Origin of the sequence: Enterococcus sp. 2201sp1_2201st1_C11_2201SCRN_220225, assembly GCF_040925905.1 — a bacterium.
In the GTDB taxonomy this organism is placed as follows: Bacteria; Bacillota; Bacilli; order Lactobacillales; family Enterococcaceae; genus Enterococcus_C; species Enterococcus_C asini_A.
This window is the reverse complement of the sequence record NZ_JBCOJC010000037.1, coordinates 1-14472: the sequence shown is the minus strand read 5'-3', so window position 1 is coordinate 14472 and position 14472 is coordinate 1. Positions and strand designations below refer to the sequence as shown.

The 14472-nt window shown below is 42.1% G+C and carries 13 protein-coding genes; 11 read left to right on the top strand and 2 right to left on the bottom strand.

The window, feature by feature from the left end; all coding sequences use genetic code 11:
- Positions 1 to 108 precede the first annotated feature (108 nt).
- Entirely contained in the window at positions 109 to 1752 is a 1644-nt protein-coding gene (locus tag AB5754_RS09915; protein ID WP_368252003.1) for a family 43 glycosylhydrolase, read from the top strand.
- 13 nt (positions 1753 to 1765) lie between these two features.
- Positions 1766 to 3013 carry an MFS transporter gene (locus AB5754_RS09910; protein WP_311833336.1) on the top strand — a complete coding sequence of 416 codons (1248 nt, stop codon included), beginning with the start codon at positions 1766 to 1768 and terminating at the stop codon, positions 3011 to 3013.
- Positions 3014 to 3093: 80 nt separating this feature from the next.
- On the opposite strand, the gene AB5754_RS09905 is transcribed toward AB5754_RS09910, so the two are convergent.
- On the bottom strand, positions 3094 to 3285 hold the full coding sequence (locus AB5754_RS09905; RefSeq protein WP_311833337.1) for a DUF2187 domain-containing protein: 192 nt from the start codon (positions 3283 to 3285) through the stop codon (positions 3094 to 3096).
- A gap of 132 nt (positions 3286 to 3417) precedes the next feature.
- Between AB5754_RS09905 and AB5754_RS09900 the strand changes: the two genes are divergently transcribed.
- From AB5754_RS09900 to AB5754_RS09880, 5 genes are all read left to right on the top strand, one after another.
- Positions 3418 to 4257, top strand: a complete 840-nt coding sequence (locus tag AB5754_RS09900) for a helix-turn-helix domain-containing protein (protein ID WP_368252004.1) — start codon at positions 3418 to 3420, stop codon at positions 4255 to 4257.
- 87 nt (positions 4258 to 4344) lie between these two features.
- Positions 4345 to 5493: an N-acetylglucosamine-6-phosphate deacetylase gene (gene nagA / locus AB5754_RS09895; RefSeq protein ID WP_368252005.1), complete on the top strand. Its 1149-nt coding sequence runs from the start codon at positions 4345 to 4347 to the stop codon at positions 5491 to 5493.
- Positions 5494 to 6082: 589 nt separating this feature from the next.
- Positions 6083 to 9475, top strand: coding sequence for an FtsX-like permease family protein (locus tag AB5754_RS09890; protein ID WP_368252006.1), 3393 nt, complete (start codon positions 6083 to 6085; stop codon positions 9473 to 9475).
- 12 nt (positions 9476 to 9487) lie between these two features.
- Positions 9488 to 9619, top strand: coding sequence for an OadG family protein (locus tag AB5754_RS09885; protein ID WP_311833341.1), 132 nt, complete (start codon positions 9488 to 9490; stop codon positions 9617 to 9619).
- Complete coding sequence (locus AB5754_RS09880) at positions 9612 to 10742, top strand: sodium ion-translocating decarboxylase subunit beta (RefSeq protein WP_311833342.1); 1131 nt, start codon at positions 9612 to 9614, stop codon at positions 10740 to 10742. The genes AB5754_RS09885 and AB5754_RS09880 overlap by 8 nt, the downstream gene beginning before the upstream one ends.
- Before the next feature lie 96 nt (positions 10743 to 10838).
- Here AB5754_RS09880 and AB5754_RS09875 read toward each other — a convergent pair whose 3' ends face one another.
- A complete protein-coding gene (locus AB5754_RS09875) occupies positions 10839 to 11453 on the bottom strand; it encodes an aromatic acid exporter family protein (RefSeq protein ID WP_368252007.1) in 615 nt (204 codons plus the stop codon).
- A 216-nt stretch (positions 11454 to 11669) separates the two neighbouring features.
- Between AB5754_RS09875 and AB5754_RS09870 the strand changes: the two genes are divergently transcribed.
- Genes AB5754_RS09870 through AB5754_RS09855 form a run of 4 tightly spaced genes read left to right on the top strand, consistent with a single transcriptional unit; the run spans position 11670 to position 14381 of the window.
- Positions 11670 to 12185, top strand: coding sequence for a hypothetical protein (locus AB5754_RS09870; protein WP_311833344.1), 516 nt, complete (start codon positions 11670 to 11672; stop codon positions 12183 to 12185).
- Positions 12175 to 13089, top strand: coding sequence for a D-alanyl-D-alanine carboxypeptidase family protein (locus AB5754_RS09865; RefSeq protein WP_368252008.1), 915 nt, complete (start codon positions 12175 to 12177; stop codon positions 13087 to 13089). Before AB5754_RS09870 ends, AB5754_RS09865 begins: the two co-directional genes overlap by 11 nt.
- The gene (locus tag AB5754_RS09860) at positions 13058 to 13669 is read left to right on the top strand and encodes a glycoside hydrolase family 73 protein (RefSeq protein WP_311833346.1); all 612 of its coding nucleotides are present in this window, start codon (positions 13058 to 13060) and stop codon (positions 13667 to 13669) included. The genes AB5754_RS09865 and AB5754_RS09860 overlap by 32 nt, the downstream gene beginning before the upstream one ends.
- A gap of 28 nt (positions 13670 to 13697) precedes the next feature.
- Complete coding sequence (locus tag AB5754_RS09855) at positions 13698 to 14381, top strand: hydrolase (protein ID WP_311833347.1); 684 nt, start codon at positions 13698 to 13700, stop codon at positions 14379 to 14381.
- Positions 14382 to 14472 lie beyond the last annotated feature (91 nt).

Below are 14472 nucleotides of genomic sequence, written 5' to 3'. Positions count from 1 at the left end.
CGCTTATGATTAACTCGTAAACAAGAAACCGATTTCAGTAAGCGCCACCTTTTTAGAAAGAGTGTTACGAATTTGCTGAAATTAAGATGAAAGTGAGGAAATCATCAGATGACAAGTATTCAAAATCCAATTATTCCGGGAATGGCTCCCGATCCTTCTATTATCCGTGTGGCGGATACTTACTATATTGCAACATCGACGTTTCACTGGACGCCGGGTATTCAAATTTTTCAGTCCCAAGATTTGGCGAACTGGGAATTAATCGATCAAGTAATGAAAGACGGAGAGGTTAATCTTAGAGGTACGAACACGCCTGCTGGTATCTGGGCACCCCATCTTTCCTATGATCAAGAGACCGAAACGTATTGGCTAGCTTATTCTCATATGGTAAACATGGCAGGTCGGGAGTTTAACTCAGACTCTTATGCCATGTGGGCGAAAGACATTCGAGGACCTTGGTCTGCCCCTATCTTCTTGACAGCTATCGGCTTTGATCCGGCTTTGTTTCATGATGAAGACGGCAAACACTATTTGACCATTTTGGAATGGGAAACCAGAGCAGGTTATCAAGCACCGGGACATATTGTGATTGCCCAGGTTGATTTAGAAAATGGAGGTATTATTGGCGATTGGCAACGTGTCACTCAGGGCTTTACTACTCGAGGCTGTGCGGAAGCGCCACAGCTGTATAAACACGATGGCTATTACTATTTGCTATTGGCTGCTGGAGGTACCGGCTATGCCCATGGTGTTGAAATCGGCCGTTCCCGGGAAGTCTTTGGGCCTTATGAAGCCCATCCTTCTGGGGAGCCCATCATCACGTCTAATCCTCGGCATCTATTCTCTTTAGGGGATCCAGATGCAGGCCATTTTGAAATGTACAATCCTCAGTCATTTATGCAAAAAGCCGGTCACGGTTCCTTAGTAGAAACAACCACTGGGGAATGGTACATCGCTCATCTGATGTCTCGACCATTGGAAAACACCTTGTTGAATCCATTAGGCCGGGAAACCTCGCTACAAAAGATGCATTGGCGTGAAGGTTGGTTGGAAATGGCAGATGGATCGAATCTAGCAAAGATGACCACACCGGGCATGGAGGGCGTGTCTTTAGGGGAAACCATTACCCATGAAATTCAAGAAGATTTCAATGGGGATTACAATGTAGCTTTTATGACCCCGTATCGGGAACAAACCACACAATGGGTAAACACCACTGAACGTCCCGGTTACTTACGTATTCACGGAGAAAATTCCTTTTTCTCTCAAGTAAATCCAGCGATGATGGCAACACGGGCAACGAGCTTTGCTTACGATGTCCAAACCAAAGTAGATTTCACACCAAATCACTACTCAGAAACAGCCGGGGTAGGACTCTATTATGATTCCAACAACTGGTTGTATCTACACTTGGGTTATTCCGAAGAACAAGCTGCCACTGTATTGACAGTCTTGCAAGCAAAACTTGGAGAACGGATTGAATATCCAGACCAACGGATTTTTGCAGAACAGGAAATGGAATTAAAAATTAGCTATCGGTACGGCATTGCCACTCTTTATTACAAAAAAGAGGGGGCGTGGCGGACTTTATTGGAAGACTTGGATGTTTCGTATTTGTCGGATGAAGGGGTCAATGGGGAGCCTGGGGAAATCGGTGGCTTTACCGGGTTGTTTAACTTTATTGGTTCGGTAGATGCTCACCAGCGGGATTCCTACGCGGATTTTGACTATTACTATGTAAAAAATAAGTAAAGGGGAAATTAGGATGGAAATTACAATGAATAAATCAATTGCCTTAAAACGCTTAGTACCAGGATTAATTATTGGACCGGCTTCTTGGCTAGGACCATATATTGCGGCTTCTAGTTTGTTTTTGCCTTCTTTGATTCAACAAATTGATGGGCCTAATAAAATTCAGTTAGTTGCTTTGTTTTCGACTTGCGGAATGGTTGTGGCTGCATTGTCCAATATGGTGGCGGGTTACCTTTCTGACCGTACTCGTTCACGTTTTGGCAAGCGCACTCCTTGGTTAGTAGGAGGAGCCTTCTTCTTTATGGTGTCTATGATTTTGGCATCTTTTGCTCATCACATCCCGTTTTTATTGTTTAGCTGGATGTTGGGGCAAGTAGCCTTAAACTTTATTGTGGCGCCCATGGTTGCTTGGCTGGACTTGGCTCCTGAAGACGGTCGGGCTACAGCTTCTGGCGCATACGGCGGCTTGGGGATGGCTTTGGGAAATAATGGTTTTACGATTTTTGCAGCAATGTTTCTCGGGCAAGTTCGATTAGGCTTTATCATCTTTGGAGTCATTACCTTTGTAGGTACATTAATTGCGGCGGCGATTGTGGGAGAACCCGGAAATCTGGATGAGGAATCTACAACAAGTGTTAAAAAAGAAAAGAGTTCCCTTAAAGATTCCTTGAAAATCTTCCCAAGTTGGAAGGTAGGCCGGGATTACTACTTGGCCTTGATTGGAAAATTGTTCCAAGGAGTGGGGAACTTTGCAATTACGGGTTATTTGCTCTTTATCATGACCGATTTTCTAGGCAAGTCCACCGGTAGCACCCAGCAATCGATCCAGTTGATCAACACAATCATGTTGGTTTTTGGAATTGCTATGGGCTTTGTGGCTGGACCGTTAGCCGATAAGTTTAAAATCCTAAAATTACCGGTGGCTTTATCCACGATTTCTTTAGGGATTGGTGCTTTAAGTATGTTTTTCCTACAAAATGATGTGGGGATTGTGATTTATGGTTTTGCCGCTGGTCTGGGCATGGGTGTCTGGAATTCTTTGGATAACTTGTTAAACTTAGAAGTAATTCCAGACAAAGAACGAGTAGCCTTCTTTTTAGGGGTTTATAATCTTGGGAATACCGTTACACAAGCTATTGCACCAGTTTTAGCAGCATTTGTCATTTCCCAATTTAGCTTCTCTGCTATCTTTATCGTATCTTTCCTATTTTCCATGATTGGTGGTTTGTCCATTCTGTCGATTAAAACGGTAAAACGCTAGAGAAATTTTTTAAGAACAAGTAGCGGCCTCGTCTGAATTTAGACGGGGCCGCTTGTCTTTTCGTTCAATTTTTTGCCACTTTACTCTTCTAAACTTGAAAGCAACTCACACTGTTTCTTACTAACCACCATGCGATTGGCGAATTTTTCGCTGATTTCTTCATTTTTAGGTTCTAGAACATTGATTAAATAAGAATTTTGATATTCCTGTTCCACCCAACCGGTATAACTTTCTTCTTGCCATTTAAAAATAACGTTTGCTTTCATTTCCATTTTTCATGCCCCCTGTAATTCTCAAGTTTAAGACCAAAAAACCTCGATAAGAAGAACGTTTTCAGGTATTATGTAATAAAACAGTACCAAAGTCTAATGCGAATCCGCATAAATCTGAAATGAGGTGACCATATGCAGACAATCTTGTCTTTTGGGGAAGTCTTAAAGTGTTTACGTAAGGAACGAAAACTGACTCAGAAAATGCTCTCTCAAGGCATTTGTTCCCAAAGTGTACTCAGCCGGATTGAAAACGATGAAGAATTACCCAATGTTTTGGTGATGCAACAACTGTGTCAGCGCTTAGGGGTCACTATGGATCAAGTGATGAACATGCAGTCTGTGGAAATTCAACAGATTCATCGTTTGTTTGAAGAAATGACTTATCTCTTTTTTCACAAAGAATACGAAGACTTGGCTCAAATATTGGCACGTCCTAATCTTTTGAGTCAGATTTATTTGGATACAGATTTGCAACTGTACTATTATTTTTTAGGCAGTTGTCAGTTCTTTTTAGAAAAAAATACGGAGTTAGCTTTGCAGTACTTGCAACAAGGCTTATCATGCACCTTTAAATTGGATAAATCCAATGTTTCCGCTATTGAAATTCAATTAATTAGCTGTATTGGGCGGGTGTACCAGGAACTAGGAGAAATGGATTTGGCCCGAGAAAATTTGCAATATAGTTTGAAACTTTTTCACGAAATGCCTGTTCAGCGTATTTCCAATATGGCGGCGAAGATTTTTTACAACCATGCTTATTTTTCTTATCATCAAGGAGAGATTCAAGAAGCGTGGGAACTTGCCAAAGAAGGCATCGCTGTCGCACAAAAGCAAAAAAGCTATTATTATTTAACGGATCTTTTTCAACTAATGGGAATGATTCACGATCAACTGGTGGAAGGTGAGGGGGGAGCGCAGTATTATCAGGCTTCTGAAGCAGTAAAATTCATTCGTTCCATCTCAAGATACTAAAAAATTTCAAAATGGTGTAGACCTTTCTTGACTATCAAAAGGATAAGTTGTAGGTTTAATTTAGTAAGAAAAAGGAGCGATTTGATCATGAGAAAATTTTTGTATGCAGACAAGTTTTTTATGAACTCAGCGACTAGAGGTCCTGGCTATTTGGAAATTGTGGATGGAAAATTTGGGGATTACACTGCCACTTTACCTAGTGGCGATCATGAAGTAATTGACAAGAGTGGCGCTTGGGTTGCCCCAGGTTTAGTGGACACCCATATTCACGGTTACAAAAACCATGATGTCATGGACAATGATGCCGAAGGGTTGAAAGTGATGTCAGAAGGCTTGTTGGAATGTGGTGTTACTTCATATTTACCAACGACGTTGACGTCCAGTAAAGAACGCTTAAAAGACGTAGCGGCCACCATTGCTTCTGTAAAAGATGAAGTAACCGGTGCGAAGATTCAAGGGATTTACTTTGAAGGACCATTTTTCACAGAAGAACACAAAGGGGCTCAAAATCCAATTTATTTTGGCGACCCAGACTTGGATACTTTCCATGAATGGCAAGATGCTGCCCAAGGTTTAATTAAAAAAATCGCTTTGGCACCAGAACGTAAAGGTGTGAAAGAATTTGTTTCTACGGTAACAAAAGAAGGCGTGGTGGTTTCTTTAGGTCACAGTAACGCCACTTTAGAAGAAGCCGGTAATGCAGTGGAAGCTGGTGCAAGTGTCTTTGTCCATGCTTATAACGGAATGCGGGGCTTAAATCATCGGGAACCTGGTATGGTAGGCGCATTACTAAGCTTGCAACACGTCTTTTCTGAATTGATTTGTGATGGCCACCATGTACATCCTCAAGCTGCCGAAATCTTAATGGAAAAAGCTGGTCATGACCATGTAGCTTTGATTACGGACTGTATGATGGCTGGTGGGATGCCGGATGGCGACTACATCTTAGGGGAATTTCCTGTGGTGGTAAAAGAAGGTACTGCTCGTTTGGAATCTGGCAATTTAGCGGGTTCGATTTTGAAATTAAAAGATGCGATTAAAAATGTGGTGGACTGGGGAATTGCTACTCCAGAACAAGCAATCATGATGGCTACGTGGGTACCTGCTGTCAGCTGTAAAATGGACGACGCTTGTGGCTTGATCAAAGCAGGTCGCGCAGCTGACTTTATCGTTTTGAATCCAGATATGACCTTACAAGCAACGTATTTGGATGGCGAAGTTCGCTTTGAAGCGTAATTTTTAAAGTTATGAGAAGGGGCTGTGACAAAAGTCGTATTCCAGTCCTCCGAACCGAACATTACTATACGTGAGACGAAAGCAAAAGACGAGACTCTTTCATGAAGGAACATAGGAAGAGTCTCGTCTTTTCATTTCTAAAAATTTCAAACGGTGACTAACCTTGATTTCATCAAGCTAAGTCACCGTAATTCACTTTTTCTCTGAACACGTATGGTAATGTTTCTTCTACGGACTGAAACACGACTTCTTCACGATTAATTTTCAAACGTACATTTATTTGACTTAAAATCAAAACGTTCGCTATTTTTTGTTTATTAGTTACTTATGTCACATCCCCTTTTTTTGTGTTTCGAATACTTTCACGGATGTTTGGCTTAAAGCGCATCAGGGGGCGGTTCCGCCTTTCTGATCAAAATATCGCTATTTCTATTAAATAACGATTATCGAGGAAAACAAAGGACGATTTAGTTGGGATATGGTACACTTATAAATGAGAGAATCATTGGAATGAGTAGGCTGAATTTACGGCTAGTCTTTATTTATTTCTTTAAAATGTAATCGTTATCTTTTGAAAGTAGGGATCTCCTTGAAGAAAAAAGCTTTATTAAAAACCAGTTTCCGTGAGATTCGCAATTCTCCGGCACGTTTTTTATCTATTTTAACCATCATCTTTTTAGGGGTGGCCTTTTTTGTTGGCATTGGCGCGACTGGTCCGGATATGATTGCTTCTGGGCATGAATACTTCCACAAGCAAAAATTGGCAGATTTAAATGTGATTTCACCTTTAGGGTTAACGGATAAGGATTTATCTTTAATTGAAGATACGAAAGAAGTAGCCACCGCACAAGGGCAGTATATGTTGGATTTAGAATTAGCCGACAGCAATCAGGTGATTCGCTTTTTTGGCTATGACAAAAAAGATAAGCTGAATCATTATGTCGTCACGAGCGGGCATTTACCAAAAAAAGCGGATGAAATTGCCTTAGATCAATTAGCAGAACACAATAAAGACTACAAACTTGGCGATACCTTTACCATTGGCAGTCAAGATGATTTGCCAAACCAATTAAAGACGCACACATTTAAAGTTGTGGGCTTTGTGAATTCTCCGGAATATATCGAAAACTTAACCCGAGGCAATACCAACGTGGGCGGAGGAAGCGTGGATTATTTTGCCTTGGTGGCCGCTGATCAATTTTCCATGACTGTTTACAGTCGGATTTTGGTGGACTTTAAAAGAGATGCCAGTGATACAGCTTATTCCACTGCCTATGAAAAAAAAGTCGCAACGGGGCAATCTGCCTTGGAGAAAAGCTTAAAGAATCGTCCAAAAGAGCGAGTGACAGAAGTTCGCAATGACGCACAAGAACAATTAGCCGAAGCAAAAGCCCAAGTGGAGTCAGGACAAAAGGCTTTAGATGACGGAGCAGCCCAATTAGAAGAAGCCAAACAAAAGCTCACTGAAGGAAAAGCAGAAATTGCCAACAATCGAAATCTTTTGCAACAAAAAATCAGTGAAGGCCAAGCTAGTTTAGATCAAGCCAAAGCAGAATTAAACCAGCAAGCTCAAGAATTGGCAACACAAAAGGCTACCTTGGAAACCAGTCGCCAACAGCTGGAAGCAGCTAAAGAGCAAAGTGAACAATTACAGGAAAAACAAGCAGATTATGAAAAATTGAAAGCAAGTCTACCTGAGTTACAGAAAATGCAAACAAGCCTTACTGAGCTTAGCAATACCTTAACCACACTAGCCAATGCCAGTGATTTAAAACAAGCATTAGGGGCAGGTTTAGGCAGCGTTCAAAGTGCCAGTTCTGCTTTGCCTAATGAAGAGCTAAAACAAATGATAGCCAGTTTGACGGCAGCCAGTACGAAAGAAGAAGTACTTACTACAGCTGAGGCCATAAAACAAGCCGCTACCGAAACTGGTGAACAAATCACCGAATTAAATCAGCAAATAACAGAAATTGAAACTGCCCAAGATCAGCTTTCTCCAGAAAATTTAGCCAATCAAGAAGCGCAATTACAAGCAGCTGAAGCCCAACTGGCAGCAGGAGAAGCAGCAATTAATGAAGGTCGCCAGGAGATTGCCAGCAATCAAGCTGCGTTAAATACCGAAAAAGCCAATGGGCAAGCAGCTTTAGATCAAGCTGAAGCTGACCTGGCTGCCAATGAAGCCCTTTATCAGGAAAATGTGGACAAGTACCAAGATGAAACGGCTAAAAACATGCCAAAACTCTTGGATGCCCAACAATTATTGAACAACCAAACCCGTAATTTAGCCGAATTGGAGCCAGAAGATTATCTTTATTCTGATCGCAATGAAAATCCTGGTTACACAGAATACAAACAAAATGCCGACCGGATTTCTTCATTGGCGACGGTTTTTCCGATTATTTTCTTCTTAATTGCGGCACTGGTGAGTTTGACTACCATGAGTCGCATGGTGGAAGAAAAACGAGGAGAAATCGGGACATTTCGCGCATTAGGTTATAAAAATCGAGAAATCGCCATTAAGTTTTTACTCTATGCCGCCATTGCGGGGATTTTGGGAACGGTGGCAGGATTAGCTTTAGGCTTTTACTTGTTTCCGTCGATTATTATTAATGCCTATGGCGCGCTGTATAATTTCCATGATTTCGTGACGCCTTGGTATGTCTCCTATGCCTTAATTGCCATTGTAGTGGCTTTGGTGTGTACGGTGGGCATTACCTTTGTCACATTGCGAATTGACCTCTTTAGTACCCCGGCGGCACTTTTACGGCCTAAAGCACCGAAGTCTGGTAAAAGAGTCTGGTTGGAACGGATTCAACCAGTTTGGAGTCGTTTGAGCTTTATTCGTAAAGTTACGGTGCGCAATCTTTTCCGTTACAAGTCAAGGATGTTTATGACGATTTTTGGTATTGCCGGCTGTACTTCGATGATTGTCACCGGTTTTGGGTTAAGAGATTCCATTGGCGACATGGTACCTTTGCAATTTGAAAAGCTTTGGCGTTATCAAGCCGTGGTAACCTTTGAAGAGGAGATCAGTGATGAAAATCGTCAAAGTTATCAAGCTTCTTTAGATGAGTTGGCGCATTTTAAGAAGAGCATGCCTGTTTCGGCGGAGACGTTAACCGTTTCTGGTAAAGGGCAAACGCCACAAGATGTTTCGGTGTATTTGCCAAAAGAAACCGAGGATTTAGGGGATTTTGTCTTATTTAATGACCGGAAATCAGGGGAGGTTTACCAGTTAGGCGATGATGGCATTATCATTGATGAAAAACTAGGGGCGCTTTTTGATGTGTCAGTGGGCGACGAGATTACCTTGCGTTCAGCGGATCATGAGGATTTCCCAGCGAAAGTTGCTGCCATTGGAGAAAACTATACCGGTCACTTTGCGTATTTTTCACCGGCTTATTATGAAAAAGTTTTCCAAAAAGAACCGACTTACAACAGTGAATTCTTACTCTTCACTCAGGAGTTGACAGACAAAGAAGAACAAGAGATTTCAAACAAGTTGATGAAGCAAAATGGAATCATCAATGTCACCTTTATGTCGGAAGCTTCCGGAGAGTTACAAGACACCATGGGGATTTTGACCATTGTGGTTTGGGTCTTGATTGTTTCAGCGGGTATGCTTGCCTTTATCGTGCTTTACAATTTGAATAATATCAATATTTCGGAACGCATTCGGGAATTGTCCACCATTAAAGTTTTAGGTTTTTATGACAATGAAGTGACCATGTACATCTATCGGGAGAATATTTTCTTGACTGTCGTGGGGATTTTAGTGGGGCTGGTCTTAGGATATTTTGAACATCTCTATGTTTTGACCACAGTGGAATTGGATATTTTGATGTTTTCACCGGCACTTCATTGGCAAAGTTATGGTTATGCTAGTTTGATCACGCTGTTCTTTGCCATTGTGGTGGGCATTGTGATTTACTTTAAGTTAAAGAAGATTGATATGATTGAAGCATTGAAATTAAATGAATAGGAGCTGGGGAGTATGTCAATGGGAGAAGCAGCTATGGTTACGGTGGTAGCCATGGGCATCGTTTTTGTGGTGCTGATTTGTTTAGCGCTAGCTTTGGAAGTGATTCACAAATTAGTAGGGAAACGGGGGAGTCATGATGGTTGACATTATTCGCAATATGGTAGAAACATCAGGCTTTGCTGGGTTGACTTGGCGTCATGGGGTCATGATTGTGATTGCTTTGGTGTTTTTGTATCTGGCTATTTTTAAGGAATACGAACCCTATCTTTTGATTCCCATTTCTTTTGGAATTTTATTGGTGAATCTGCCATTTACTGGCATTTTTGCTGGTCCCAGTGGCGGGGAGCCAGGCGGGTTATTGTATTACTTGTATCAAGGGACGAATTTAGGGATTTATCCGCCATTGATTTTCTTGTGTTTAGGGGCCTCGACGGACTTTGGCCCATTAATCGCCAATCCTAAGACGCTATTGTTGGGCGCGGCGGCTCAGTTTGGGATTTTTGCCGCTTTCTTTGGCGCGATTGCTTTAGGCATGACGGGGCTGGAAGCTGCTGCTGTAGGGATTATCGGGGGAGCAGACGGGCCCACGGCAATTTATCTGACTACCCGACTGGCCCCTCATCTACTCAGCGTCATTGCCATTGCGGCTTATTCGTATATGGCGTTGGTGCCGATTATTCAGCCGCCGATTATTAATGCGTTGACTACAAAAGAAGAGCGTAAAATCAAAATGAGCATGCAACGGGCGGTAACCAAGAAAGAGCGGATTTTATTTCCGATTTTTACGACGATTTTTGTGGCTTTAGTAGTGCCTAGTGCCACGACTTTGATCGGTTGTTTGATGTTGGGTAATTTGATTAGAGAATCCCAAGTCGTACCAAAACTTACGGAAACCTTGCAAAATGCTATGATGTATATTGTGACGATTTTACTAGGTTTAACAGTGGGAGCCAAGGCGGAAGCGGAGATTTTTCTTTCGGTGACCTCTTTAAAAATCGTAGTTATGGGGCTTTGTGCCTTTGCGATTGGCACAGCTTCTGGGGTTTTATTTGGCAAACTGATGTGCAAACTAACCAAGGGCCAAATCAACCCGATGATCGGTGCTGCCGGCGTATCTGCGGTTCCCATGGCAGCCCGGGTGGTGCATAAAGAAGGACTGAAAAATGATCCTTCCAATTATTTGCTAATGCACGCTATGGGCCCAAATGTAGCTGGAATTATCGGATCAGCTGTAGCCGCCGGTGTTCTGTTAGCCTATTTTCAATAAAATAGAAATAAAGAAACGCTTTTAGCTACAGCTGGCTAAAAGCGTTTTTCTGTGAGAGCTGGAGAATGTGATGTCAACGTTTGCCTAGGCCATACTTTAATGCTTTGGGTTATTCGGGGGATCTTTTTCTTGGTTATCAATCTTTTCTTGCACTTCTTCTAACAGTTCTTGTAATTTGGCTTCTTTGGCTTTTAAATGGGCCAAGTCTTCGGTTAATGCTTCTTGTTTTTCTTTTTCCGGGGGGCGAATGATAAAATTCAATAAAATCGCTACTGTGGTGCCAATAAAGGTGTCAATTACGCGCTGCAAGGCAAAGAGGATGGACTCGTCTTTATCAAGGCTAAGGGTGATTAACAACATGGTAGCAATGGCAGAAACAATCCCTGAGTTGTTGTTGATACCGTCAGAAAAGATGATAATTACTGCCACCAAAAAAGGAAGTAAAAAGAGCTGGACTAAAAAATTGTTATGGAAAAACTGGCTAACAAAGAAGTAAAAAATCGCAAAAAATCCTCCCAGTGTATTGCCTAAAATTCGGGAGCGACCAAAAGAGACGGAAGTAGTTAAATCTTGACGCAGTGAAAAAACCGCAGCCAAAGCGGCAATCATCGGTTCACCTCTATTTGTAATATGAAATAAAAAGATGCAAATCATAACAGCCAAGGCCGTCTTGGTGGTGCGCATACCGATTCGAAAACGTCCAATTCTCATGATAATCACCTCTGATTTAATCATACGGGAAAAGTGGATAAAAGACTACTAGAAAGCGGTTTTCTCCTATTTCCTTGCACCGGTGTAATCCTTAAGAAAAAATGAAAGTTCTTTTGTTATAGTTGGTCTTTCTCTGAGTTTATCAGTACAATAAAGATGAGTTTCGTCAAGAGTAGGTCAGTAAAGGCCAAATCCATAAGAAATGAGTTGAATGAGATGCATGATGTCTACATTGAAATCCTAATTATGACGATTAAAGAGCAATATGTAAGTGAAAAGGCCTTTTATGAAGGTGTTTTAAACTTAGATGAGGGCCAGTGGGCTGCTTGGAAAAGCGGCCAATCAAATCTAAGTGGAGAACAATCTCAAAAAATCAAAAATTTGTTCAGCGACTATGAATGGATGCTGTTGCAAAAAATTCTGCGGCAAACGATTATTTTCCCGGAAAAGCGCAATGGGGTAGTGACGGAATACCGCCAAATGAAAACCCGGATTGCCCAAGAATGGCTTAAAGGGGAGCTGGCGACGGTTTCGGTGAAGCAAGAAGACAATCACAATGCCCAATTAATCACGCTAAATGTGGTGGTGGATTATGGACAATGGGGCTTTGATGATATTTTAAGCTTCCGTTTGCCGGCCAAAATCCAACAACAAATCGAAAATGAAGAAGTGGCCTTGTTAGACTGGGTCAATGAAAATCTGGAGGAGACTTATTTAGAAGATGAACGCTAAGCTTTCCCCAAAAAAGCGACGATATATTATTTCCACATTCTTTTTATTTGCCTGCATACCTACCTTTTGGTTCTTTTATGGCGTTTTGTTTCCTAAAAGCGATTCTGCCGCAGAAGTTTTGCCCATTAAAGAAATCAAAAATACGGGGGAAACCTTGCCGAATTTTGCCATTTCCTGGGGTGAGGACACTAGTAGTGCAGTCGCGACTACTGAAACACAGGAAACTACGAAAAAAACCAGTGAGATACCGCCAGTTGATTTTCCTAAGATTGCCTCTTCTGATTGGCGGATGATTTTAGTGGGACCCGATCACCCATTGCAAAAAGAAATCGACACCAATTGGTTAACTGAAGTAGCTCCAGGAGAAAAACTGGACAAGCGGATTGTTTCAGAGTATCAAAAGATGAAAGAAGCCGCAGCCAAAGAAGGAATCACATTAAGCGAAGTTTCTGGCTACCGTTCTGTGGCTGATCAAACGGCTGTTTTTAATGAAAAATTTCAACGAATGAAAGCCCAAGGGATGAGCGATGAACAGGCCAAGGCTGCCACTATGACGGATATGACAGAACCGGGCTATTCTGAACACCATACCGGATTAGCCATGGACATTGTGGATAAAGACTGGTTAGCCACTAACCCGGCTTGGATTTTAGATGAGTCCTATGGTAAAACCAAGGGCGGTCAGTGGTTAGATGCCCACGCGCGGGAGTATGGCTTTATCATTCGCTATCCAGCTAATAAAACGAAAGTGACTAAAATTACCTATGAACCTTGGCACCTGCGTTATGTTAGTAGCGAGGTAGCAGCATACATGCATAAAGAAAATCTTTGTTTAGAAGAGTTTGTCCAAGAAGTAAAAAAGCGGGAGGACTATGACAGTCAGACGTTATCGCAAAAAAACTAAAAAAACGAACTTACCATTGGTTCTTACCGGGCTGTTGTTGATCGGAGTCGCTTTTATTTTCTCTTTGGGAACGTTAGCGAATTCTAGCAATGACCAAACTACCGGGGAGGCCAATGCCATGAGTCGCCAAGAGTTTATTGAGGCTTTAGCTCCTCATGCCAAAGAATTACAAGCTGGCTATGGGGTTTTGCCAAGTATTATCATAGGGCAAGCTTGCTTGGAGTCGAATTTTGGCCAAAGCACGTTGGCAAGCACTTATCATAATCTCTTTGGGGTGAAAGCCTATGGCAATCAAGAGAAAGTCAATTTGGAAACTCAGGAATATTTAGAAGGCCATTGGGTGACGATTCAAGGAGACTTTCGCGTATATCCTTCTTGGGAAGAATCGATGAACGACCACACCCAGCTCTTTTTGACCGGAGTGGACTGGGATCCTCATAAATACGAGCCGGTTTTACAGGCAAAAACTTACCAAGAAGCAGCCCAAGCATTGCAAAAGGCAGGTTATGCGACAGATCCTACATATGCTGATAAAATAGTAGCTATGATAGAGCAATATCAGTTACACCGTTTCGATTAATGCCAATAATTGTGAGGGAGTGATTGTAATGAAACAAGAGACACCGGAGATTATGACGGAGCTCCGCAAAGACATTGTTCGGGTGCCAAGTGTGATCCGCGAAGCTAGTGGAATTTCAATTTTTGGAAGACGAATTCGTTCGATAATTTTTACTACGGACATTGCCATTATCCGCAACACAGATGCCAATGCGGTGATTGCGGTGTATCCTTTCACCCCTCATCCTGCGATTACGAAAAGCATCATTGAAGCTGCGGATATTCCTGTTTTTTCAGGAGTGGGCGGGGGCTTAACCCACGGTACTCGTTCTGCATATATCTCCATGATTGCAGAAGGCCAAGGTTCGATTGGTGTCGTTTTAAATGCGCCAACCCCTGTGGATACCGTGCAAATGGTCGTGGATGCAGTGGATATTCCTGTAGTCAGTACGGTGACTTCTACATTGACACCCATTGAAGAAAAACTAGAGGTTGGCGTGAAAATCATTAACATTTCAGCAGGAGCTCGGACAGCAGAAACGGTAAACTTTTTCCGTTTGCGTTATCCAGATTTGCCAATTATTGCCACCGGCGGGCCTACTGAAGCAAGCATTTTGGAGACCATCAAGGCCGGAGCCAATGCCATTACCTATACACCACCATCCAATGGGGAGTTATTTAAACGGAAAATGGAACTGTATCGTAAAGAAGAACAAAAGCATAAAGATGATTAGATAATAAAGGGGCTGTGACAAAAGTTGGGTCACCGTCCTACGAACCGAACAATACCAAACGTGAGACGCAAGCAAAAGAAGGGTATCTTCC